Raw genomic sequence first — 22,791 nt, 5'->3', positions numbered from 1 at the left:
TCATTCGAATACCCGCCGAAAGGCCTTATTTACGCGCTGGCCGCATGACGATACATGCGATAACAGCGTAAAACGGACTCAGTCCTTCCCCACCGAGGGGATTGGATTGGGTTCGTTTTTTATTGTCTAAAATATGCACTTATGCCCGCTCTCACCGAAATATTCACCGGCTTTGGTTCCGTCGCAGTACTGATCATTGTTGGCTGGCTGTTTGGGCGCAGTGAGATCGTCGATAAGCGGGCATCTTTCACCCTGAACATGGTCGTGTTCTGGATCGCGATGCCGTGCATGCTCGCGCACACGCTCGCGACGGCGGATTCGGCGAACATCCTCGGTTCGGCGTTTGGTGTCGCGGCACTGTCTGCCTTGACCACGGCGGCGTGCTACCGAATCTTTGTGGCACCCATGTTCAAACAGCGCGGCGCTGATGCTGTGGTCGGCGCGATGTCGTCAAGTTACAACAACGTCGCTAATCTCGGTGTGCCCATCGCGGTCGCAGTACTTCACGACGCTACCGCCGTCGTCCCGGCCCTTATTTTTCAGATTGCTTTTTATGCGCCCGCTTCCATGACGGTGCTGGAGATCCTCACTAACCGCGGTCGCTTTCGACCGCGCAATGTCATCATGGCTCCGCTGAAAAATCCTATTTTTCTGGCAGCGATGGTGGGGCTTGCGATTAATGCGTTTGATATCGAAGTACCTCAGTTCGTGGCGCATCCGGTGGGGCTATTGGGGCAGGCGGCGGTGCCTATGGCACTTCTGGCCTTCGGTATCAGCCTGCATGGTATGCCGTTCATGGAGGCAGGCCACTCCCCTCGTCGCGCCGTCGTAGTGGCGTCGACTCTGAAGCTTTTCCTCCATCCAGCGCTCGCTCTGCTGTTCGGCCATTTCGTCTTTAGACTCAGCGGGCATGCGCTACTGGCAGCCGTGATTATCGCCGGTTTGCCGACTGCTCAAAATGTCTACACATTCGCATCCCGCTTCGGCCGGAACCTTGAGCAGGCACGCGATTGCGGCGTCATTACGACAATCGCCTGCTTGCCGACGGTTCTGCTGTTCACCCTGCTGTTGAGTTAGGTGGCTAGGTCTTTACGCCGACGGCATCGCGCAATTCTCGTTACCCTTGGAGACGTGGAGATTCTGAAGACACTTCTCGAGGCCGACCCATCGGTGCCTCGTTTGACCTGTTATGACGAAACTACTGGCGGTCGTACCGATTTGTCGGCGCAGACCCTGGACAATTGGGCCTGCAAGATTGCCAACATGTTGCACGATGAGTTCGACCTCGTCGCCGGGGACCAGGCATGGATTGATCTACCACTAATCTGGCAGTCCGCCTGTATCATTCTTGGCTGTGAGCGCGCTGGTGTCACCGTTAGTGATGAGGAACCGCTGGTTGTTTTTACCACCGTCACTAACGTCAGCACGTGGGAAGAGAAGTTCCCAGACGCCTATATCGCAGTGCTTACCGACGACCCCTTTGGCCGAGGTGTCGTGGAATGCGGTGATGATATTCCACCGGGAGTCATTGACTTCGGTCCGGAAGTCCGTTTCCACCCTGATGCGTACCTGGGTTCCGGACCCGATTCCGATCAAACCCCCGTTATTGGGGAAAAGTCTGCTGCAGAACTGCTTTCGTTAGCTGGTGGCTACGCTGAAGAGATGCAGCTCACACCCGGTTCCCGCATTGTTTCCGAGGGCTGGCTGGACTCCAATTCTTCGCAGGTCAGCGGAGATAGATGGGCACGTAATGTGCTGTCGATTTGGGGTCAGGGAGGTGCTGCTGTCGTCGTGCGCGAGGGCGATAGCGAGCGTGTCGCTGCTATCGCTACGGCCGAAAAAGCCCGTGTGATTTAGTCGCGGCTGTCCCGCCGAGAAGCGCTCTAGGTAGTCGCGATAACCTGGAAACCGTGATTACCCGACCATATATTCTTGCGATTCTCGCCCTCATCAACGTCTTGGGCGCACTGGCTGTATGGGATTTGAGCCCATGGTGGTGGATTCTGATGGCCTTCATCCTCTTCCTGGATGTTGTGGCTATCTATGACATGCTTCAAAAGAAGCACTCCATCTTGCGGAACTTCCCGGTCATCGGCCATCTGCGCTACTTGGGCGAGACCATTCGCCCCGAGATGCAGCAGTACTTTATCGAGCGCAACTTCGACGGCGCACCATTCGACCGCGATACTCGTACCGTGGTCTACGAGCGTGCGAAGGGGCTGTCATCAAAAAAGTCCTTCGGTACTGAACGCAAAATTAACGCCCCCGGCTACGAATACGTCCGCCACTCCATGGCACCGAGCCAGCACGTCATCGAAGATCCCCGCGTAGATATTGGCGGTCCGGACTGCACCCAGCCATACTCCGCGTCTATCTTCAATATTTCAGCCATGAGTTTTGGCTCGCTGTCCCCTAACGCTGTCATGGCAATGAATAAGGGCGCGAAACTGGGCAATTTCGTGCAGGACACTGGCGAGGGCGCTATCAGCCCTTATCACCTGAAGTACGGTGCGGACATCTACTGGCAGCTGGGTTCCGGCTACTTCGGGGCGCGTACGGAGGATGGCGACTTCGATCCGGAGCTGTTCCGCGAAAAGGCTAAGATTCCGCAGGTCAAGGCTACCTATCTGAAAGTTAGCCAGGGGGCAAAGCCAGGACTCGGTGGCATGCTGCCAGGCCACAAGGTCAATGAGGAGATTGCCGCTACTCGCCACGTGCCAGTTGGCAAGGGCGTCATGAGCCCGCCGTACCACCGTGTCTACTCCACCCCGCGTGAACTTGTTCGATTTATGGGCACCATGCGTGAGCTCAATGGTGGCAAGCCGGTCGGTTTCAAGCTGTGTGTTGGCTCCCAGCTCGAGTTCCTTGCCGTGTGCAAGGCCATGCTGGAAGAGAACATCACACCGGACTTCATCATCGTCGACGGCGCTGAAGGCGGCACCGGTGCCGCGCCGCTGGAATACTCCGACCGCGTTGGCCTGCCGCTTACCGACGGCCTGATTCTCGTCCATAACGCGCTCGTAGGTGCCGGTCTCCGCGATCGGATCAAGCTCGGTGCATCCGGCAAGGTCATTACTGGCTTCGACATTGTTAAGCGCATGTGTATTGGCGCTGACTTTGTGAACTCAGCTCGCGGCATGATGATGGCCACCGGCTGTATTCAATCTCAGCTATGTCACACCAACACCTGCCCGGTGGGTGTGGCTACCCAGGATCCGAGTCTGTGGAAGGCTCTGGATGTCGACGACAAGGGTCAGCGTGTGGCCAACTATCACAATGCCACGGTCGCAGAAGCGGCTAGCCTGTTGGCATCGATGGGTCTCAATAGCTTCTCTGAGCTGGGGCCGTCCCACCTGCTGCGGCGTACAAATGAGCAGGTTGGTGAGACCTACGCGGAGCTCTACAACTGGCTGCAGCCGGGCGAGTTGCTCAGCGGCACCCGTTTCCACAACTGGGCCGAGGCCTGGGAGACCGCCGACCCGGACACGTTCCACTACCCTGCAGTTCATATGCGTGGATAGTTCGCGGCGAGCTGGCTGGACGCACTACTCGCCCATCAACTTCTTGCGCAGGCGCTCGTCCTTTGCCAGGACTTCATCACGCATCTTGGCCTGGTAGTTCTCCATCGCCACAATGAGCTCCGGGTAACCAGCCGAGAGAATACGCACAGCCAGCAAGCCAGCATTCTTAGCGCCGCCCACGCCGACGGTTGCCACCGGAACGCCGCCCGGCATCTGAACAATCGACAGCAGCGAGTCGACGCCCTCCAGGTTCTCGAGTGCACGTGGCACACCAATCACTGGCAGCGGAGTGGCTGAGGCAACCATGCCCGGCAGGTGCGCAGCGCCACCGGCGCCAGCAATGATGCAGCGCAAGCCCTTGTCAGCGGCGGACTTTGCGTAATCAATCATGCGTTCCGGAGTGCGGTGTGCAGAGACCACGCCTACCTCAAACGGAATTCCGAACTCAGCCAAGACCTGAGCGGCCGGCTCCATGGTCGGCCAATCCGAGTCCGATCCCATAATCAGACCGACCAGCGGACCGGTTGCGTTTGCCAGTTTCGGGCTTGGCACCTGGTTTGCTTCAGCCAATGTTGTCTCCTTGAGATAGCAATCTAGTTTTTAACAGCGCTGGTTCTTATGAAGCGCTAGATTTATGCCGTGTAGCCGTCGGCCCACACGCCATCCACGATGTAACCAGCGGCAAGGTTGGCAATTCGACGAGTCTCCGTGATGCCCTCCGAGCTTGCGTCATAACCACACAGGTTGACGTGACCCAGCTTACGTCCTGGGCGCCAATCCTTGCCGTACCAGTGAATCTTCACCGATGGGAAGCGGCGCCATACCTCAGCAAAGCGCTGCGAAATCGGCACATCCGAGGCCTCATCGCCACCAAGCGTATTGACCATCACCGTCACCGGCGCAGTCGGGCGAGTGGAGCCCAGCGGCATGTCAGCAACTGCACGCAGATGCTGCTCAAACTGGCTGGTCTCGCAGCCGTCCTGTGACCAGTGACCAGTGTTGTGCGGCCGCATGGCCAACTCGTTGACGTAGATCTCCGGGTTGCCATGGTCATCGACGGTCTCGAACAGCTCAACTGCTAGTGCGCCGGTGACGCCCAATTCGGAAGCGATTTTCACACTGAGCTGTTCGGCCGCGCTCGCAAGCTCGCCGGAAAGCCCCGGCGCCGGGCAGATTGCCTCAACACAGATGCCGTCACGCTGCACAGACTCGAGGACCGGCCAGGCCTTGACCTCACCCGAAGGCGTGCGCGCACACATGGCCGACAGCTCGCGAACCAGCGCGACCTTCCGCTCGGCCATCAGCGGCACGCCCTTGCCCAACAGTTCGTCGACAAGCGTGCGCAAATCCTCGTGCCCCTTCGGGAACCACACGCCGTGACCGTCGTAACCGCCACGGCGGGCCTTCAGGCAGACGGCACCGTCAACGCGGTCAAAGAAGGCCTCGGCATCCTCAACGGACTCGATGGCGGCGTAGGCCGGAACCGGAGCGCCCAGTTCCTCCAAGCGCTGGCGCATCAGCAGCTTATCCTGCGCGTACAGCAACGCCGACGGCTGAGGCTGAACCGAGTAGCCCATCTCGGTCAGCTTGTTGAGGAATTCGGTGGGAACGTGCTCATGGTCGAAAGTCACGGCCTGCGCACCAGCGACAGCGCGTTCAACGTCCTCCCAGACGTGGTAGTCGCCGATGATAACGTCCGCACACACCTGCGCTGCGGAAGCATCCGGGGAACCGGCGAGCAAACGGATGGACTGTCCCAGCTCAATGGCCTCAGTCTGCATCATGCGAGCCAGCTGACCGTCACCAATCACCGCCACAACCGGCACGCCATCAGCATGCGCGGGATGCTGCGCAGCAGTTAGCGCTGCAGCGGAATCAGAAGTGGAATTAGTGGAGTTTTCAGGGGTATCCGAAGCAATCACACCCCTGATTGTAGGTTATGACCCAAGATTCTAAGTCAACCGGGAGACCAACTTAGCCACCTTGCGGGAGCTGGGAATATCTTCCACAGCCAGTGGCGGGCCGAAACTGCGGGTCTGCAGATACAGCACGCCGCCCTTGCGATTGACCGCGCGCACCGAACGTAGATCAATCGAGACCACCTGCGGGCGCAGAATTCCACGTCGCAGAATAATTCGCCTATCAGTCAGTACAAACCGCTCCCCCAGCCAACTTAGTACCGGACGAACAACACGCCAGAGAATAAGCCCCAGCCACGCGAAGAGCAGCAGCTGACGCACACCTTGCAGATCTCCCGGGGCAATCGCAGGGCCGTCGATAAAACCGATCAGCAACCAGCAGACGCCAGTGATAACCATGAGCTCCAAGAGCGGCCACACCAGCCGACCAAAAGTTGGATTGGTGTCCAGCAGAATTGCCTCGCGCGTGTCCAACTCATCATCGGGAAAGGCCATCCAGCACTACCTCCGCTCCGAATCAGTCTGCGGGGACGCATAGCCGCCATCAGTGGCACGAACATGGAACACGTCACCGGCCGCAACAAAGTGACTTGTGCCAGCTTCATCGGTGACGATCAATTCGCCGTCGGCACGCACGCCAACCGCCTTGCCCACCAGCACACGATCCCCCGGCAACTCCACGCGCACGTTCGAACCGATGGTCGCGCACACCGCTTCGTAGTCCCGCAGCAGCTCAGCATCGCCCTTTCGCCACTGTGCTTGACGACGTCCCAGCGCACGCAGCACACCAGCTGAGATGTCATCGCGGTCGAGGTTTTCCGCTCCCGCCAGGTATAGCGAAATGGCGTGCGGCACAGGCAACTCATCTTCCTGCAGAGAAACGTTGATGCCAATCCCCGGAATGAGCGCTGGTGGTGCCAGCGAAGCAGCCTCCACCAGAATTCCGCAGAGCTTACGACCGTCAACCAGGACATCGTTCGGCCACTTCAGGGAAACGCGTTCAGGCGCAAGACCCGCAACGTCCACAACCGCATCGACAACTGCGAGGCCCGCGACTAACGGCAACAGACCCAGTTGCTCCGGCGCGAGGCCTTCCGGGCGCAGCAGCGCGCTGAGTGCAATGGACGCACCCTTCGGGGCCGTCCAACTACGACTCAGTCGACCGCGACCTGCGGTCTGCTCTGAGGCGATGAGCGCACTTAAATCTGCCGCCTGCCCCAGTGCCGTCTGTTTCCGAAGATCGGCGTTGGTCGAACCAGTGGTTTCGACAACCTCAATGGAGCTCCAGCCCGGCGCGGCTGCGCGCACACGCGTGGCGTCAAGAGACTTGCGGGAAGCAACAATTCTGGGGTCGGTCATGCACAGCAGTCTAGCGCCATGGCCGGATTCACTGAGTCGTGACCTTTCTCAAGGGCTCGACAGCGTGAGAATCATCACAGCTCGCCTGCTTTACTATTTTCCTTCTCAAACACTACATTCCATAACATGACTATTTCCTCACGTTTGGCGGTGGAACAACACACCACCGCTTTTCTCAATGAAGACCTTCTACGCCGACGCACTGCTGCACTGACTCCAATGGGGTCGCGAGGCTACGACAAGCTCAAACTGACTGAGCGTATGAATGCCCGCGAACGCATTGACTACCTGCTGGACGAAGGGTCTTTTGTCGAATTCGATGCGCTAGCCCGCCACCGCACTACCGCATTTGGAATGGAAGCCAAACGCCCCGTGACTGACGGAATTATCACCGGCTGGGGAACCATAGACGGCCGTGAGGTCTGCATCTTCTCTCAGGACGGCACAATCTTCGGTGGTGCACTCGGAGAGGTCTACGGCGAAAAAATGGTCAAGATTCAGGAGCTTGCCATCACTACCGGCCGCCCCCTTATCGGCATGTACGAAGGTGCCGGCGCCCGCATCCAAGATGGCGCAGTGTCACTGGATTTTATTGCCCAGACGTTCCACCACAACGTTCGCGCCAGCGGCGTCATTCCGCAGATTTCAGTCATTTTTGGTGCCTGTGCGGGCGGAAATGCCTACTCCCCAGCGCTGACGGACTTCGTTGTCATGGTGGAGGAAAACTCCCGTATGTTCGTCACCGGCCCTGACGTAATTGAAACAGTCACTGGCGAAAAAATCAGCCAGCACGAGCTTGGCGGCGCCGACACCCATATGGAGATCGCCGGAAACTCCCACTACACCGCCACTAGCGAGCAGGATGGACTCGACTGGGTCTGCGATCTGCTCGACTACCTCCCCAACAACACAACCTCCCCCGCGCCCAGCTGGGATTCCGATGCCAGTGACGAGATCACCGACACCGATTGCACCCTCGACAGTCTCATTCCCGACAGCCCATCCACGCCGTACGACGTGCATGAAGTCATCTACGCGCTTTGCGACGATGCGGAGTTCCTGGAAATCCAGGAAAACCGGGCAGCCAATGTCGTGATTGGCCTTGGCCGTCTCAATGGTCAATCTGTCGGGTTTGTCGCTAATCAGCCCATGGAATTCGCGGGCTGCCTAGATATCGATGCAGCGGAGAAGGCCGCGCGATTCGTCCGTACCTGCGATTGTTTCAACATTCCACTCGTCTTTCTCGTAGACGTACCCGGCTTTCTCCCCGGTTCAAATCAAGAACACCAGGGAATTCTGCGCCGTGGCGCCAAATTACTCTATGCGTATGCAGAGGCAACCGTTCCTAAAATCACCGTCACCATGCGCAAAGCCTATGGCGGCGCGTATTGCGTGATGGGATCAAAGGGACTCGGCGCGGATGTAAATCTGGCTTGGCCGACGGCACAGATCGCCGTGATGGGCGCCTCTGGCGCAGTACGCTTCCTCCATCGTGCCGAGATTCGAACCGCCACCGAAACAGCTCTCGCAGCAGACCCAGCGGCCGATAGATTTGGCACTCCCGAGAGTGTGAAAGAACTCATTGCTGAACTGGAAATGGGATACGAGCAACACATGCTCACGCCTTATCGTGCCGCCGAACGGGGGTTAATTGATGAAGTCATCCTCCCCTCCGAGACACGAACTCGGGTGATAAAAAATCTGCGCCTTCTAACTTCAAAGAAAGTACCGTGGCCTGCGCGCAAGCACGGCAATATTCCACTGTAAGAGCAGGCTTTTTGCTGTACAACGAGCTAGCCATTACCCCTACTTTTGTTAACAGCGATTGCCCCCAACTACCTCCCCCCGTTTTCGAAACGTAAACTAGTTGGCATGACGACTGCCGCAAATACATCAACCGGTGAAACCCCGGATTTGACCACTACTGCTGGAAAACTGGCCGATCTGCGAGCCCGTCTCGCAGAGACCCAGGCTCCAATGGGCCAGGCCAGTATTGACCGCGTCCACGACAAGGGCAAGATGACCGCTCGTGAGCGCATCGAGTTCCTCTTGGACGAGGGCTCGTTCGTGGAGGTTGACGCTCTCGCACGTCACCGCTCCAAGAACTTCGGCCTCGACGCCAAGCGCCCCGTCACTGATGGTGTTGTGACAGGCTACGGCACCATCGATGGCCGCCAGGTCTGTGTCTTCTCACAGGACGGCGCCATCTTCGGTGGCGCGCTCGGTGAAGTCTACGGTGAAAAGATTGTCAAGATCATGGATCTGGCCATCAAGACCGGTGTCCCAATTATCGGCATCAACGAGGGTGCGGGCGCCCGCATCCAGGAGGGCGTTGTTTCCCTCGGCCTCTACTCCCAGATCTTCTTCCGGAACACCCAGGCATCGGGCGTCATCCCACAGATTTCCCTGATCATGGGCGCCTGTGCTGGTGGCCACGTCTACTCCCCGGCTCTGACCGACTTCATTGTCATGGTCGATGGCACTTCCAAGATGTTCATCACTGGCCCGGACGTTATTAAGACCGTCACTGGCGAAGAGGTCACACAGGAAGAGCTGGGTGGCGCTGGTACCCACATGAGTACCTCCGGTACTTCGCACTACACCGCCGCTGATGACGAAGACGCTCTGACTTTCGTTCAGGAATTGGTCAGCTACCTGCCTTCCAACAACCGAGCTGAGGCTCCGCGCATGGAGGCTGAGCCTTTCGAGGGCTCCATCGCTGACAACATCACTGAGACTGACCTCGAGCTCGACACGCTGATTCCGGACTCCCCCAACCAGCCGTACGACATCAAGGACGTCATCACCCGTCTGGTCGACGACGAGGACTTCCTGGAGATTCAGGAGGACTACGCACAGAACGTGGTCATCGGCTTCGGTCGCGTGGAGGGGCGCTCGGTCGGTTTCGTCGCCAACCAGCCGATTCAGTTCGCTGGCTGCCTCGACATCAAGGCATCCGAGAAGGCGGCTCGCTTCGTCCGCACCTGCGACGCCTTCAACATTCCAATCATCATGCTGGTTGACGTTCCAGGCTTCCTGCCGGGCACCAACCAAGAGTTCGACGGCATCATCCGCCGTGGCGCCAAGCTGCTGTACGCGTACGCTGAGGCCACCGTTCCGAAGATCACGGTCATCACCCGTAAGGCTTACGGCGGAGCTTACTGCGTGATGGGCTCTAAGGACATGGGCGCTGACATCAACCTGGCATGGCCGACCGCTCAGATTGCGGTCATGGGTGCTTCCGGCGCTGTCGGCTTCATCTACCGCAAGGAGCTCAAGGCTGCTGCGGCCGAGGGCAAGGATGTCGTCGCACTGCAGAAGGAGTACGAGGCAGAGTACGAAGCCACTCTGGTCAACCCGTACATGGCTGCTGAGCGCGGCTTCATCGACGCCGTTATCCCGCCGAGCGAGACCCGCGGCCAGATCATCGAAGGTCTGCGTCTGTTGGATCGCAAGGTTGTTAACGTACCCGCCAAGAAGCATGGGAACATTCCGCTGTGACCGATTCCAAAAACACCCCAGCAACCGAAGACAAGGACGCCGCTGCAGCCCCGGCTGCACCGTTCATGTCCGTCCTCAAGGGCAACCCGTCTGACGCTGAAACCGCCACGCTCGCTCTTTTGTTCGCAGGTATGGCAGCAGCCGGCGGTGCCCCAGAGGATCGCGGCCCGCGTAACAACTGGGGCCGGCTGGAAGAGGGGTTCCACCAGCCGCACCAGCACGTACCGGGCACGTTCCGCAACGTCCATTTCTACTAGTACAGCTACCGCTTACCGCGTAGTCGTTACCGCACGCTAGCTGCGTCGATTCGCTAGTACAAAGCGCCACCATCGGGTTTTCCGATGGTGGCGCTTTGGTTTTTGTTACTGCCTTGATCTTGGCTACTGCCTGTTACTGGCGCTACTCACCCGGCGACTCGCCATCAAACTCATCATCGAGCTCCCGGTCCAGCCGGCGCTGATCGCGGTTGCGAACTACCGGCCACACCACCTTGAACAGGAAATACACAAACGCCAGACCGATGGCAGCCCCCACCACAGCTCCAGCAATGGATCCCCACGATTCCGATAGCGCCCCACCAACGCTTGCCTCAGAGAGCATTTGCACTCTGATAAAACCAATCAGCCACAGCCCAATGACGACTATGACCGCTGCAATCTCCCCTTTTGTAAGGCCATTAACCTTCGGCATTGGCACCTGACGGCGCAACCATCGCTGCGAGAACAGAAGCCCCACCAGCGGCATCAAGATGATTGCCACTGTCACGCCCACCATCTTCGGCTCTGGAATGAGCCAAATCAGTACCGTTGCAAGCACGTAGTTAGCCCACATCATCATTGTGAACCCGTACGTGTAGGACTTATGCAGCAACATCTGCTGATATTCATCGTCCACCGTGGCACTGTTGCGTTCAATCACGACATCCGCATAGGACATTGTCAGTATCCTTCCTCACCAAAAATTTCTTCGACTGTTTTTCCCAGGACCTTGCAGATACGCAACGCCAAATACACCGAAGGCGAGTAATTTCCCCGCTCGATATTTGCAATGGTTTGCCGCGAGACCTCCACCTTCGCGGCTAAATCCGCTTGGCTCAGCTCCAACCAGCGTCGGTATCTCCTGACCTGGTTCGAACGTTCTTCCCCACTCATCTGTGTACTTTCTTTAACTTGATGTCCACTTTACTTTACATCACTAGAAGGCAGCTGCCATCTAAAAAATCTGCCTGTTCTTACAATCGGGCCAACCCCACGCATGTTTGCCACAAAAATTAGGCTTTACGATTCCGCCCTCACTAAAATCACTAACTATGAGCAGCCCCCGAATCGTCTTGGCTTCCACTTCCCCTTCGCGACTGCACATTCTCCGCTCTGCAGGCATCGAGCCCATCACAGTAGCGCCCAACGTCGACGAGGATGCCGTAATCACAGCCCTTCCGGACGCATCGCCGGTACGCATCGTCGAGGAACTCGCGCAGGCCAAGGCACACGCTGCCTCTCCGGCCTACCCCAATGACATTGTCATTGGCGGGGATTCAATGCTGCTTCTCGACGGGCAGTTGCAGGGCAAGCCCCACACGGAAGAAAAGACCATTGAGCGTTGGCACCAACAGAGCGGCCGGACGGCTGAGCTGATTACTGGTCACTGTGTCGTGACACCAAAGGGCGAGCACCTTGAGGTGGCGATTACTTCCCTCGATTTCGCTGAAGTCCCAGAAGAGGACATCCGTGCCTACGCTGCGACGGGCGAGCCACTGAAGTGCGCTGGCGCGTTTACCTTGGAGGCTCTAGGCGGCTGGTTTGTCGATGGCATCAATGGCGACTCATCCAGTGTGATCGGACTGTCGCTACCTGTCGTGCGCCGAGCTCTGTATCGCTACGGCTATTCGGTCTCCCAGTTCTGGAATCGGTAGGCATCGCAAGGACGTCGTAAAGCAAAAACCGCACCAAATTGGTGCGGTTTTCCTAGCTGTTGAGACTACTTGTTAGCAGCCTCAACGCGCTTGATGGCCTCCTGAGCAACAAGCTCCTGGATACCCATATCCAGCTCGGAGGTGAAGCCAACACAGGAGCAGTTGATCTCGCCGAGAACGTAGGTGTCCTCGCCGTTCTCGCCGTCTGCCAGCATGAAATCAGCGGTCCAGATCAGCGGGATATTGTCGCCACCGAGGTTCTCGGCAATGCCCGGGCGAGCCTCAGCAAACATGTCGATGAGGTCCTGCCATTCTTCCGGCTTGTTGTAGGTGTACTTCGCGCCAGAGAACAAGGTTGCGGAGAAAGCGTCGCCGCCCTCGGCCGGCTTCTTGTGAACCACGAAGACCGGGTGCGGACCGACCAGCAGAATGCGAATTTCGCCTTCGGTGATGCGCGGCATGAAGCGCATGTCCACGAGCATGCCGTTATCGCCGATGATGTACTGGTCGCAGAAATCCATGAACTCGCCGAGCTCGCGAGTCTCGGTGTGATTGTCCACGGCCTCGGTGCACTTCAGCTTGGTGTTTAGCGGCAGCGGGGTGCCCGGCTCAACGTTCTTAGCAACCTCTTCGTCAGCGATGCGCACGCGCCAGATGCCGGATCCGGTGGAGCCACGGTTCTGCTTAAGGACGCGCTCGCCGTAGGACAGGGAGGTCGGGAAAGTGCTGTGGAATGCCTCGACGTCGTAGTAAGCAGCGGTGTCAGACGGAACCAGGTCAGTGTCCTTGAGCTTGACCAGTGCGTCCTTTGCGCCGTAGGCCATCATCTCGCCCGGGGTGGACATACCAACCAAACCAGCGACCGAGAGACTGGTCAGAAGCTCGAAGTAGCCCCTCTCGCCACCCGGGATGTTGCCCGGGTTTACGCGGGAGATGTAGCCGTCGAAGTTCTGAGAGACATAGTCGTACAGGTCGTCCTTCCACTCCGGTCGGTAGTAGACGACCTCAGCGGACCAACCGGCTTCGCGGATAGCGTTGACGATTGGCATGGTGTCCTTGCGGTGTCCGTCGAAGTACTTGTCCGAGCCGCCCTCGATCTCGAATACAACAATGTTCTTGTGCACAGGCACTCCTTTTAAGAAAATACATGGACTTCCGGCACTCAATTGTCTCCGTAACGCAGCGAATACCCAGGCAGATAGCCTATTTCAGCCCATTTTCCGGTGATACGAATCAACACAGTTTTTGCGCTAACTCTCAGCTAAATTTTAGGGCACTACCTGGACTCCAAGCGCGCTGAAAACACTCCTTTTACCCCCAACTGTGAGGCGTATCCCAGGGGTGGCCGCGGACGCAATTGTGACCGTCGGAAAGCGCTCACACCGGGGACTATTCCGCCGTTCGCCACGCGACCCGTAAACTAGATATGCAATTGACGATAAACGTCAGAAAGTCCCACCCACCCAACTTGCGCCAAGGGAGTATCCGATGGCTGTTCCGCACGACCCGCACCCCCAGTTCCAGCAGTACGCCCACCCTGAGCGCCTCGTCTCTAGCTCCTGGCTTGCTGCCCGACTGGGCTCTCCCGGTCTGCGCGTTGTTGAATCCGATGAGGACTCACTGCTCTACGACATTGGACATATTCCGGGCGCGGTTCGCATCGACTGGCATCACGACCTTAACGATTCCGTGCGCCGCGACTATATCGACGCCGAAGGCTTTGCCGAGCTCATGCGCGAGAAGGGCATCTCGCGCGATGACACCGTCGTAATCTACGGCGACAAGTCCAACTGGTGGGCCGCCTACACACTCTGGGTCTTCGAGCTTTTTGGGCATCCCGACGTGCGCCTGCTTAACGGTGGCCGCGATGCCTGGATGACTGAAGAACGAGACACGAGCTTCGAGGTCCCCAATTACCCACGCACTGACTACCCTGTCGTCGAGCGCGACGACAAGACACTGCGCGCCTACTTCAGCGATACACGTGAGCTCATTGGAAAGGCTCCGATTATCGACGTGCGCACTCCGGAGGAGTATGCCGGTGCACGAACCCACATGGTCGATTACCCACAGGAAGGCGTCCTGCGTGGTGGCCACATTCCAACCGCGGTAAACATTCCATGGAATCAGTCCGTTCACCCGAACTCGCGTTTCCGCGATCGCGAAGAGCTCGAGCAGATTTACGCGCACGTCCAATTTGAAGATGAGGCGATTGTCTACTGCCGCATCGGCGAGCGCTCCGCGCACACCTGGTTTGTACTGCACCACCTGCTCGGCCACGAGAATGTTCGCAACTACGACGGCTCGTGGGTTGAGTGGGGCAATATGATTGGCATGCCCATTGCCCACGGTTCGGAGCCGGGAAGCCTGTAGGCGATCGACGCAACCGGTGGGCGCTTCCCCCACCGTTTTTCCAGCGTCAGCGGCTGACGCTACACCGGAGATTTAGTTTCCCCCTGCCGCCCCCAATCAAGGGGGCGGCTCTTGCACTCTTGGGTGATAATTTTAACCACAAACCTAGGTTTTTGGGCGGAAAATAGCCACTTCAGCTGCCCCCATGACCACTTGAACGCTGCTCAAGACCACAATCCCTACCCCCTTATGTAGCGAGCAAAAAGAGGTTGCTTACCGCACCTGTGACACAATGGAGACATTGGGTCACACGCTGTTAGCTACCGCGTGGTGAACCGCATTGCGGTTCACCACGCAGTTAACTGCAGTGCTGCTTGTGATTCCTACAAATGACTGTCGCAACCTTGCCCCGAGGGCCAATTCTCGGGGTGCCCACGAAAAATGGAGGATTTCGTGTCCGAGCAGACCACTGAAAAAATCACGAAGGTTCTCGTCGCCAACCGTGGCGAGATTGCCGTTCGCGTTATTCGCGCTGCGAAGGACGCCGGCATTCCTTCCGTCGCCGTTTACGCTGAGCCGGATGCGGACGCTCCTTTCGTGACCATGGCGGATGAGGCTTTTGCTCTCGGTGGCACCACTTCCGCTGAGTCCTACCTAGTTTTCGACAAGATTCTGGACGCCGCAAAGAAGTCCGGCGCTAATGCCATCCACCCGGGATACGGCTTCCTGTCGGAGAACGGCGACTTCGCTGAGGCTGTTGAGAACGCTGGCCTGATTTGGATTGGCCCGTCACCAGAGTCCATCCGCGCCCTGGGAGACAAGGTCACCGCTCGTCACATCGCGCTGAAGGCTGACGCTCCGATGGCTCCAGGCACCAAGGAGCCGGTTAAGGATGCAGACGAGGTTGTCGCATTCGCTAAGGAGCACGGTCTGCCAATCGCCATTAAGGCCGCTTTCGGTGGCGGAGGCCGCGGCATGAAGGTCGCACACAAGATGGAAGAGGTCGCTGACCTCTACGAGTCCGCTACCCGCGAGGCCGTTGCCGCCTTCGGTCGCGGTGAGTGCTTCGTAGAGCGCTACCTGGACAAGGCACGCCACGTCGAGTGCCAGGTTCTCGCTGATAAGCACGGCAACGTCGTCGTCGCCTCCACCCGTGACTGCTCGCTACAGCGTCGTTTCCAGAAGCTCGTCGAGGAAGCACCTGCTCCGTTCCTGACCCCGGAGCAGGATGAGCGCCTGCGCCAGTCCGCTAAGGACATCTGCCGCGAGGCTGGCTACTACGGTGCCGGCACCGTTGAGTACCTGGTTGGCGCTGACGGCCTGATCAACTTCCTCGAGGTCAACACCCGTCTGCAGGTGGAGCACCCGGTCACCGAGGAAATTACCGGCCTCGACCTGGTCCGCGAGCAGTTCCGCATTGCTGAAGGCAAGGAACTGTCCATCAAGGAAGACCCGGAGATGCACGGTCACGCTTTCGAGTTCCGCATCAACGGCGAGGACGCCGGCAGCAACTTCATGCCGGCTCCGGGCACCATCACCAAGTACGTCGAACCATCCGGCCCGGGTGTCCGCATGGACACCGGCATCAAGGAGGGCGACGTCATCGGCGGCCAGTTCGACTCCATGCTGGCCAAGCTGATTGTTTGGGGCGAGACCCGCGAAGAGGCTCTGCGTCGCTCCGCTCGTGCCCTGTCCGAGTACCAGGTTGAAGGTCTGGCAACGGTCATTCCGTTCCACCGCCACATTGTGGAGAACCCGGCGTTTGTCGGCGATGGCGAGAAGTTTGACGTCTACACCAAGTGGATTGAAGAGGAATGGGATAACCCAATTGCTCCGTACGACGGTGACTCCGACGCTGACACCGACACCGTCCCGGCTCAGAAGGTTGTCGTCGAGATCGACGGTCGCCGCGTCGAGGTAGCCCTGCCGGGCGACCTGGCTCTGGGTGGCGGCAACGCTGGTGCCAAGAAGAAGAGTAAGAAGAAGCGCGCTGGCGGTTCCAAGAAGGCTGCTTCCGGTGACGCTGTGGTTGCTCCGATGCAGGGCACCGTCATTAAGGTCAACGTCGAAGAAGGCCAGGAAGTCTCCGAGGGTGACACCGTGGTTGTCCTTGAGGCCATGAAGATGGAAAACCCAGTCAAGGCTCACAAGGACGGCGTTGTCACGGGTCTGGCTACCGAGGCTGGCTCGGGTGTCGGCAAGGGCGATGTCCTGATGGAACTGAAGTAGTTCTAAAGCTCTAAGCGGGGCTGGTTGCGATGGGATTCGCAGCCGCCCCGCTTGATTCTTTTCAGCCCCTCCCCCGGCGCCCTTAAACGCTGTTCAGGACGTCTAGAGTGGACGGTATGGAACCCATGGAAGTAAATGCCGGCCGCTTCTACTGCCGTCCCCTGCGCCACGATTCCCGCGTCGATGACGCCCCGGTCGCAACCCAATTACTCACAGAATTGGCCCCTGACTCCGTCGCCGAGTTCCTTCGGAACTCCACCACCGAGTGGGAAAACGACACCGCCTACCGCTTTGCGGTTGCTGAGCAGACGAACGTCGAGATGCTCGCACTAGCAACCGTCGAGGTCATCAATGCCGACCACGTCAGCATCACCGTCCGTCCCGCAGGCGATCCCGCACGCGTGTTGCCTAACGACGATCAGGTCCTCACCAAGGTAACCGTCGCCGACGGCGTCGAAGCCGCCGAAAAAGCCCTCCACCGATGGGCAGAGGGCTTCTTGGGCAAGAAAGTCAGCTAGCCGAACTGGCACCGCTGCGACTGCTCAGTCCTAGGCGCCGGAACGCAGCAGGTAGATATCCATAATCCAACCGTGCTCCGCACGGAGCTTCTTTTTCAGCTCCGCAATCTCTTCGCCGACGTCGCCAACGCGACCACGGCGGAGCGTCTCCAGCTCCGTTCCCAGGAATGCACCCCAGAGAATCTCTTCCTCCGGGTCCGCGTGCTCGAGCCAGGCTGCACCGCCATCGAGCATCACCACCGCATCCATGCCAGGCGCACGCTCCCCCAGGCGCCGACCAGTGGTAATCAATACCGGCTTACCAATCTGGTTCAGGCACTCTCCATGCGCTGCGGTCAGCGCGGAAATCGCCGTCACACTGGGGATAACTCGCGAGCGCACGTCCAGCCCAAGGTCGCGGACGCGCTGCAAAATCCGCAATGTTGAGTCATACAAGGAGGGGTCACCCCAGACCAAGAACGCACCGCGGCGCTTGCCCTCTCGTCCGAGGTGAGCGACGAAGGCGTCGGCAAGCAGCTCTGCACGGCGCTGATGCCAGTCACGGACGACTGCGCCGTAGTTATCGGGCGTGCGGTCACGTGGCGGGTCGGGAACGGTAACGAGTTCGACATGCGGCGCATGCTTATCGACGATCGCCTGTCGCGCAGCCAACAAGTCCGCTTTGGCATCACCCTTGTCGAGAGCAAAAACTACGTCGACATCAGCAAGAGCGCCGATAGCCTCGAGCGTAATGTGGCTCGGACTACCGGCGCCGATTCCGATGACGTCTACATCGACATATCCGCTGTATACAGGGCTCTCGGCCTGAGTGCGGGCGGCGTCGTTTCGACTAGTGATTGGTCGGATCTCCCTCGTAACCGAACTGTTCAGCCATCTCATCTGGAGACAGGCCAGCCATCGAACCCTGGAGGTTAGCCGAAGCGGCCTGCTTCAAGTAAATCTCGCAAGCGTTGGCCATGTACTTGGAGTCGTACACGTTCATCTCCAGAATCGGAGTCAAAGAGCCATCATCTTCCATGCGCGAAACCAAAAGGTGCGGCTTGTCCGAGTCCGTGGTCATGGAGCACTTAATCTTGACACCGTTGACATCCGTGAAAGTTGGCTTAATCATATTGTCATCCTCCTCCAAAACAGCGACCGGAAAATAAGTAGCGCTGTTGCGACCGCAAGCGCAAGAAAGTCGCTCGTTATAAACCATGTTAGCCAGATTCCGGGCGGCACCGCCGAGCACAAAAGCACATGGGGGTAATAGCGAGCTTCCTGCATGTTTGCGTGTCAGGTCGAGGACCCAATTGCCACTAGAGCTCGCAGATGCGTTAAAGTGATGAAGTAATTTTCCGGCCGCCGAGAATGTGTTTTCACGGCTGTTTTACCCGGAAGATGATTGCCCTAGTAGCTCAGTGGATAGAGCACGGCTCTCCTAAAGCCGGTGTCGGAGGTTCGATTCCTCTCTGGGGCACAAATACCCTCGTGACCTTTTACATATAGGGCGCGAGGGTTCTTTGTTTTTCTCACGACCGGCCACTACGCCCCCTCCTGAGAACGCATCACCCAGCAATTTCCAGAAACACTTGTGTTAGGCTTACCTAATCACGTGGCGTGTAGACTTCCGCCAGTACAAAACAGCCCAAGACTTGTTGAAGGACAGTGACAACTATGGCTGGCCTAGCTAAAGCAGCAGCACCGAAGCGTAAGCCCCGTAAGGCACACGAGGCAACAGTTACTGGACGTCGCCAGATTTCCCCAGACCTTGTTCGTTTGAGCATGAACTCGCCTGCATTTGTGGGCAAGGAGCTGGAGTTTACCGACCATTACATCAAATTATTGTTTGTGCCAGAGGACGCTGATTACTCCTGGCCGTTCGATATTGCGAAAATTCGCGCCGAACAGCCGCGAGACAAACTGCCAATCACCCGCACCTACACTCTGATTAATGTGGACTCCGAAACCGGCGACTTTGACGTCGACTTCGTCACCCACGGCGATTCCGGCCTGGCTGGACCGTGGGCACGCGTAGCCGAAATCGGAGACAAGCGTGGCTTCTTAGGGCCAGGAGGCGCATGGGGACCTGCAGCAGAATATGAACACTTTGTACTCGCCGGAGACGAGTCCGCAGCGCCAGCTATCAGCGCCGGACTGAAGCACCTCCCAGCAGGCACGACCGCAACCGCATACATCGAAATCGAGTCCGAAGATCGGAAGTTTGAGCTCCCAACCCGAGAGGGTGTGGAAGTCCATTGGGTCCTCCGCAACGGCGCAACCCACGGCACAGAGCTATCCCGCGCAGTGCACGAGGCGGGCATTCCAGAAGGTAAGAAAACTAGCTGGTTCATCCACGGTGTCGCCGAGATGATCAAGGAATTGCGCCGCTTCCTCTTCGTCGAATCTGAGATCCCGAAGAAAGACGTTTCCATTTCTGGCTACTGGCGTATCGGTATGACCGAAGACCAGTGGCAGTCTTCTAAACGAGAATTCAACGCTGAGGTTGAGGCCGAGGAGGAAAGAGCCAGGGCCTGACGTTTGCTCGAACGTTAGCGCTCGCTACGCCTTTCAACAACGACGCGTTTTCCTGCCAACCAGTCGAATGGGTGCCAGCGGCAAACAGCAACCCAAATCATCAGGACACCAAAAAACAGTTCAACGTTTGGCTCAAAACCCGTAGGCAAGAAAATCAGCGACAATAGGTAACAATTACGTACCGCTGCCCGCCAACCTCTGTGCCAAGAATCGTCTCCTGATTCGAGCTCCGATGTTCCCTCTGGCTGAGCGACTTCGAACGGAGTTGCCCCAGAGTCTGCTTTCCGCGCTGGAACAACGTGTAGCAAAAATGCGCTTTTACCAAACGTCTGTTCACCGCGAGCCTCTGCAACCACGCGCACAAAGAAAAAGACAGCTGGGAATATGACACCATACAAAATCCTGAACTCTGGCGGACTCGGCAGCGCCCAGTTCGCCATGGCTGCTTCCCACGCAAGTTTGCCAAGTGCCACAATGATGGCAACAAAGATTCCTACAAGGAACGAATCCAGTATCCACGCGCCACTGCGCCGAGCGAACAAATCCGCATTACTCTTTACGGGGAATCGATTCGGGGTGCGCCGATACATGGGACACACGCTATCAAAACCACTTATGACTTCACAGACGAATTGCCTTTCCCTACCGCACCCGTTCTGCCACGATTAGAAGCATCCAGTATGCAAATCGAAAAGTTGACTGTATAGTTGCCGGTTGAATCAACCTATCTATTGGGTGTCAGCAACTACCTTGCCAATAACTCGGCAAGTTCCCCTATAGCTGGCACCCCCAGTGGTTTTTCAGGAGACGCCGCCCCAGAAAGCCGAGAATTAAACCACGCGACGCAGGCCCGAGAAGCCCAGAAAGTGAGATGGATGTGAATACGCGAACTCAGCTGTCAGCCGTACAGCACCCTAAACTCACTGCCGTCCGGCGCAAGAACCGCCGGCAGCTGGCGCTGGCCTGCTGCTTCCTCACCTTCGCAGCCACGGCCACCAGCTGCGCCAACAGCGAAAGCGAGGAGGTTGCCGCGACGCAAACCTCGTCGTCAAGCCAACTTACTACGGTGTCGACGACGAGTTCGCCGACAACGACGGGACCAAAGGTTCGAGAAGGCGGTACGCCGCGCATCGGGCAGCTGTGCCCGAACCAGACCGGGGAAATACGAATGAGCGCCAACGGCCAGAATCTTGAATGCGCACAAGTCGGCGAGCAGGAAGTGTGGACGGTGCTGCAGCAAACCCCCGCGAACCCGACATCGCAGCAAATGTGGATTTCCACTACTCCGACGACCACTGAGCCACTGCCTCAGGAACCTGAGCCGACGACTCCGAGCGAGAGCACAACGGAGACAAGTGAGACGGAGAGCTCGACGACCTCTGATACTTCCACGCCGCCCGATACTTCAACGACTCCGACAACCTCCGGCGAGCCGACAGAATCGGAATCGGAGCAGGAAGAGCAGCCAAGCGAAGATAATCATGGGCTCACCGGCCTGTTCCGCTAGGTTCGTCTCTGGCTGCGAGGTTCGTCGGCTCGGGACTTAGTTAGGTAAGGTGCGCTAGCTCGCCCTAAAAACCAAAATCCGCTGCAACAATACTGCAGCGGATTTTTTATTTACCCAACAGATACGAAGAGACGAACCTGAACAGATCTGAGCCCGCCACAATGCGGCGGAGCACCCGCGCTCCCCTACTTGCGGTGACGGCGGTTGTAGAACGGCGTCGGAACGATGGTGGCGGTAATGTCGGCGCCTTCAACGGTCAGCTCCGTGCCAGTGGAGGACTGCCAACGCTGAACGTATGCAAAACCGATGGGGTGACCCAAAGTCGGCGACACCTTGGCGGAAGTCAGCACGCCAACCTCGTTACCTTCCGCATCAATGAGCTTGGTGCCACGCTTCGGAGCTTCATCACCGGAGAAACGCAGACCAACCAGTAGCTCCTTCGACTGCGGACGATTAATCAGTGCGTTGCGACCAATAAACTGCCCCTTGGTCGGCCCCATGATGGACTTCAGGCCGGCCTCCAGCGGAGTGCGGTCGCGAGTCAGCTCGTAGCCATAGAGCGGCATACCGGCCTCAAGACGCAGGGTGTCGCGGCAGGCCAGACCACACGGCAGCAGGCCGAGGTCAGCGCCGTTGTCAGCCGGATCCTCCGGGTTTTCCACCTTGCCACCTGCTGCAATGATTGCACGCCAGACCTCGACGGCGCGGTCAGCCGGCGGGAAGATCTCGAAGCCGTCCTCACCGGTGTAGCCAGTTCGGGCAACAATCATTTCCACACCTGCGACCTCGAGCAGGGTGCAAGAGTAGTAGTTCATGCCATCGAGAGTCGCGTGCAGATCCTGCGGCAGCAGACGGCGCAGAAGCTTCGCAGCCTTCGGCCCCTGAATGGCCAGGAGCACATTCTTGTCATTCATGCTCTCAACCTGGACGTTGTAGCCACCAACGCGCTCGCGCAGCGTCGAGTACACATCTTCAGCGGCTGCGGCATTCTGCACCAGCATGAATTCGTGACTACCGAGGCGGTAAATGATGAGGTCATCAATAATGCCGCCGTCTTCCTGCACAATCATGGTGTACTTGGCACGGCCCAACGCCAGCGGCTTGATTGCCGAAATCAGGGAGTGTGCAAGGAACGCCGCCGCATCCTCACCAGTGACGCGGATGATACCCATCAGCGACAGGTCGAAAATACCAACGGCCTCACGCACTGCGTTGTGCTCTGCAATTTCCGAAGAGTAGCGGAACGGCACTTCGTAGCCACCAACATTGCGCATTTCTGCGCCAAGGCTTACGTGCTCATCATGCAGGGCGCTACGGAAAGAATTGTTGTTCTCAGAAGCGCCAGAATTGTCAGTCATACACACTCCAATTATTGCGGTGGGGCAAACCAGATTGTTACCTTCCCACCTTATATCTAAGACTCCGTGCTCGCTTCCGCGAGCCCCTGCGGATCCAG

The 22,791-nt window shown here is 58.1% G+C and carries 23 protein-coding genes and 1 tRNA gene; 13 read left to right on the top strand and 11 right to left on the bottom strand.

Translation table 11 applies throughout. The features are described 5' to 3' along the window. Nucleotides 1–141: 141 nt before the first annotated feature. Genes HMPREF2787_RS02560 through HMPREF2787_RS02550 form a run of 3 tightly spaced genes read left to right on the top strand, consistent with a single transcriptional unit; the run spans nucleotide 142 to nucleotide 3,521 of the window. Nucleotides 142–1,077 carry an AEC family transporter gene (locus HMPREF2787_RS02560; protein WP_070858302.1) on the top strand — a complete coding sequence of 312 codons (936 nt, stop codon included), beginning with the start codon at nucleotides 142–144 and terminating at the stop codon, nucleotides 1,075–1,077. A 54-nt stretch (nucleotides 1,078–1,131) separates the two neighbouring features. Then, nucleotides 1,132–1,857: a TIGR03089 family protein gene (locus tag HMPREF2787_RS02555; RefSeq protein ID WP_070858301.1), complete on the top strand. Its 726-nt coding sequence runs from the start codon at nucleotides 1,132–1,134 to the stop codon at nucleotides 1,855–1,857. Between the two features lie 53 nt (nucleotides 1,858–1,910). After that, the gene (locus tag HMPREF2787_RS02550; RefSeq protein WP_070858300.1) at nucleotides 1,911–3,521 is read left to right on the top strand and encodes an FMN-binding glutamate synthase family protein; all 1,611 of its coding nucleotides are present in this window, start codon (nucleotides 1,911–1,913) and stop codon (nucleotides 3,519–3,521) included. Nucleotides 3,522–3,545: 24 nt separating this feature from the next. Here HMPREF2787_RS02550 and purE read toward each other — a convergent pair whose 3' ends face one another. The 4 genes from purE to HMPREF2787_RS02530 form a co-directional block, all read right to left on the bottom strand. Further along, a complete protein-coding gene (purE, locus tag HMPREF2787_RS02545) occupies nucleotides 3,546–4,022 on the bottom strand; it encodes a 5-(carboxyamino)imidazole ribonucleotide mutase (RefSeq protein ID WP_070858325.1) in 477 nt (158 codons plus the stop codon). A gap of 131 nt (nucleotides 4,023–4,153) precedes the next feature. Then, entirely contained in the window at nucleotides 4,154–5,443 is a 1,290-nt protein-coding gene (locus HMPREF2787_RS02540) for a 5-(carboxyamino)imidazole ribonucleotide synthase (protein ID WP_083326634.1), read from the bottom strand. A 30-nt stretch (nucleotides 5,444–5,473) separates the two neighbouring features. Beyond that, a complete protein-coding gene (locus HMPREF2787_RS02535; protein ID WP_070858299.1) occupies nucleotides 5,474–5,935 on the bottom strand; it encodes a YdbT family protein in 462 nt (153 codons plus the stop codon). Between the two features lie 6 nt (nucleotides 5,936–5,941). Continuing rightward, entirely contained in the window at nucleotides 5,942–6,799 is an 858-nt protein-coding gene (locus HMPREF2787_RS02530; RefSeq protein WP_070858298.1) for a biotin--[acetyl-CoA-carboxylase] ligase, read from the bottom strand. 126 nt (nucleotides 6,800–6,925) lie between these two features. On the opposite strand from HMPREF2787_RS02530, the gene HMPREF2787_RS02525 reads away from it, so the two are divergent. The 3 genes from HMPREF2787_RS02525 to HMPREF2787_RS02515 all read left to right on the top strand — a co-directional run bounded on the left by HMPREF2787_RS02525 (nucleotide 6,926) and on the right by HMPREF2787_RS02515 (nucleotide 10,557). Further along, nucleotides 6,926–8,566, top strand: a complete 1,641-nt coding sequence (locus tag HMPREF2787_RS02525) for an acyl-CoA carboxylase subunit beta (RefSeq protein WP_070858297.1) — start codon at nucleotides 6,926–6,928, stop codon at nucleotides 8,564–8,566. Between the two features lie 105 nt (nucleotides 8,567–8,671). Then, complete coding sequence (locus HMPREF2787_RS02520; protein WP_016423283.1) at nucleotides 8,672–10,300, top strand: acyl-CoA carboxylase subunit beta; 1,629 nt, start codon at nucleotides 8,672–8,674, stop codon at nucleotides 10,298–10,300. Further along, entirely contained in the window at nucleotides 10,297–10,557 is a 261-nt protein-coding gene (locus HMPREF2787_RS02515; protein WP_048733631.1) for an acyl-CoA carboxylase epsilon subunit, read from the top strand. The genes HMPREF2787_RS02520 and HMPREF2787_RS02515 overlap by 4 nt, the downstream gene beginning before the upstream one ends. A 142-nt stretch (nucleotides 10,558–10,699) precedes the next feature. Here the strand turns inward: HMPREF2787_RS02515 and HMPREF2787_RS02510 are convergent, their stop codons facing one another. Both HMPREF2787_RS02510 and HMPREF2787_RS02505 read right to left on the bottom strand, forming a co-directional pair. Beyond that, the gene (locus tag HMPREF2787_RS02510; RefSeq protein ID WP_070858296.1) at nucleotides 10,700–11,236 is read right to left on the bottom strand and encodes a hypothetical protein; all 537 of its coding nucleotides are present in this window, start codon (nucleotides 11,234–11,236) and stop codon (nucleotides 10,700–10,702) included. A 2-nt stretch (nucleotides 11,237–11,238) separates the two neighbouring features. After that, a complete protein-coding gene (locus HMPREF2787_RS02505; protein ID WP_048733637.1) occupies nucleotides 11,239–11,451 on the bottom strand; it encodes a helix-turn-helix transcriptional regulator in 213 nt (70 codons plus the stop codon). 158 nt (nucleotides 11,452–11,609) lie between these two features. Between HMPREF2787_RS02505 and HMPREF2787_RS02500 the strand changes: the two genes are divergently transcribed. Beyond that, nucleotides 11,610–12,212, top strand: a complete 603-nt coding sequence (locus tag HMPREF2787_RS02500; RefSeq protein WP_016423286.1) for a Maf family protein — start codon at nucleotides 11,610–11,612, stop codon at nucleotides 12,210–12,212. A gap of 65 nt (nucleotides 12,213–12,277) precedes the next feature. On the opposite strand, the gene HMPREF2787_RS02495 is transcribed toward HMPREF2787_RS02500, so the two are convergent. Continuing rightward, entirely contained in the window at nucleotides 12,278–13,336 is a 1,059-nt protein-coding gene (locus tag HMPREF2787_RS02495; protein WP_070858295.1) for a Cj0069 family protein, read from the bottom strand. Nucleotides 13,337–13,700: 364 nt separating this feature from the next. Between HMPREF2787_RS02495 and HMPREF2787_RS02490 the strand changes: the two genes are divergently transcribed. The 3 genes from HMPREF2787_RS02490 (at nucleotide 13,701) to HMPREF2787_RS02480 (ending at nucleotide 17,311) form a co-directional block, all read left to right on the top strand. Next, nucleotides 13,701–14,585 carry a sulfurtransferase gene (locus tag HMPREF2787_RS02490; RefSeq protein WP_069359651.1) on the top strand — a complete coding sequence of 295 codons (885 nt, stop codon included), beginning with the start codon at nucleotides 13,701–13,703 and terminating at the stop codon, nucleotides 14,583–14,585. A gap of 420 nt (nucleotides 14,586–15,005) precedes the next feature. Then, nucleotides 15,006–16,793: an acetyl/propionyl/methylcrotonyl-CoA carboxylase subunit alpha gene (locus HMPREF2787_RS02485; RefSeq protein ID WP_070602780.1), complete on the top strand. Its 1,788-nt coding sequence runs from the start codon at nucleotides 15,006–15,008 to the stop codon at nucleotides 16,791–16,793. 116 nt (nucleotides 16,794–16,909) lie between these two features. Further along, nucleotides 16,910–17,311, top strand: a complete 402-nt coding sequence (locus HMPREF2787_RS02480; RefSeq protein ID WP_042388876.1) for a hypothetical protein — start codon at nucleotides 16,910–16,912, stop codon at nucleotides 17,309–17,311. Nucleotides 17,312–17,341: 30 nt separating this feature from the next. Here HMPREF2787_RS02480 and cobF read toward each other — a convergent pair whose 3' ends face one another. After that, a complete protein-coding gene (gene cobF, locus HMPREF2787_RS02475) occupies nucleotides 17,342–18,190 on the bottom strand; it encodes a precorrin-6A synthase (deacetylating) (protein ID WP_016423291.1) in 849 nt (282 codons plus the stop codon). Beyond that, nucleotides 18,141–18,422, bottom strand: a complete 282-nt coding sequence (locus HMPREF2787_RS02470; protein ID WP_016423292.1) for a cg0963 family protein — start codon at nucleotides 18,420–18,422, stop codon at nucleotides 18,141–18,143. Before HMPREF2787_RS02470 ends, cobF begins: the two co-directional genes overlap by 50 nt. Nucleotides 18,423–18,697: 275 nt before the next feature. Between HMPREF2787_RS02470 and HMPREF2787_RS02465 the strand changes: the two genes are divergently transcribed. Next, nucleotides 18,698–18,770, top strand: a tRNA-Arg gene (locus HMPREF2787_RS02465). A gap of 197 nt (nucleotides 18,771–18,967) precedes the next feature. Beyond that, on the top strand, nucleotides 18,968–19,828 hold the full coding sequence (locus HMPREF2787_RS02460) for a siderophore-interacting protein (RefSeq protein ID WP_070602779.1): 861 nt from the start codon (nucleotides 18,968–18,970) through the stop codon (nucleotides 19,826–19,828). Nucleotides 19,829–19,842: 14 nt separating this feature from the next. On the opposite strand, the gene HMPREF2787_RS02455 is transcribed toward HMPREF2787_RS02460, so the two are convergent. Further along, on the bottom strand, nucleotides 19,843–20,418 hold the full coding sequence (locus HMPREF2787_RS02455; RefSeq protein WP_016423294.1) for an RDD family protein: 576 nt from the start codon (nucleotides 20,416–20,418) through the stop codon (nucleotides 19,843–19,845). A gap of 281 nt (nucleotides 20,419–20,699) precedes the next feature. On the opposite strand from HMPREF2787_RS02455, the gene HMPREF2787_RS02450 reads away from it, so the two are divergent. Then, nucleotides 20,700–21,335 (top strand): hypothetical protein, encoded by a 636-nt coding sequence (locus tag HMPREF2787_RS02450; protein ID WP_048733659.1) that lies wholly within the window; start codon nucleotides 20,700–20,702, stop codon nucleotides 21,333–21,335. 185 nt (nucleotides 21,336–21,520) lie between these two features. Here the strand turns inward: HMPREF2787_RS02450 and gcvT are convergent, their stop codons facing one another. Further along, nucleotides 21,521–22,693 carry a glycine cleavage system aminomethyltransferase GcvT gene (gene gcvT / locus HMPREF2787_RS02445; protein ID WP_070858294.1) on the bottom strand — a complete coding sequence of 391 codons (1,173 nt, stop codon included), beginning with the start codon at nucleotides 22,691–22,693 and terminating at the stop codon, nucleotides 21,521–21,523. Nucleotides 22,694–22,791 lie beyond the last annotated feature (98 nt).

The sequence above is a fragment of the Corynebacterium sp. HMSC061H03 genome (assembly GCF_001838215.1).
GTDB lineage: Bacteria > Actinomycetota > Actinomycetes > Mycobacteriales > Mycobacteriaceae > Corynebacterium > Corynebacterium jeikeium_D.
Note: the sequence above shows the minus strand (reverse complement) of the source record. Positions and strands in the feature narration are given on the sequence as shown.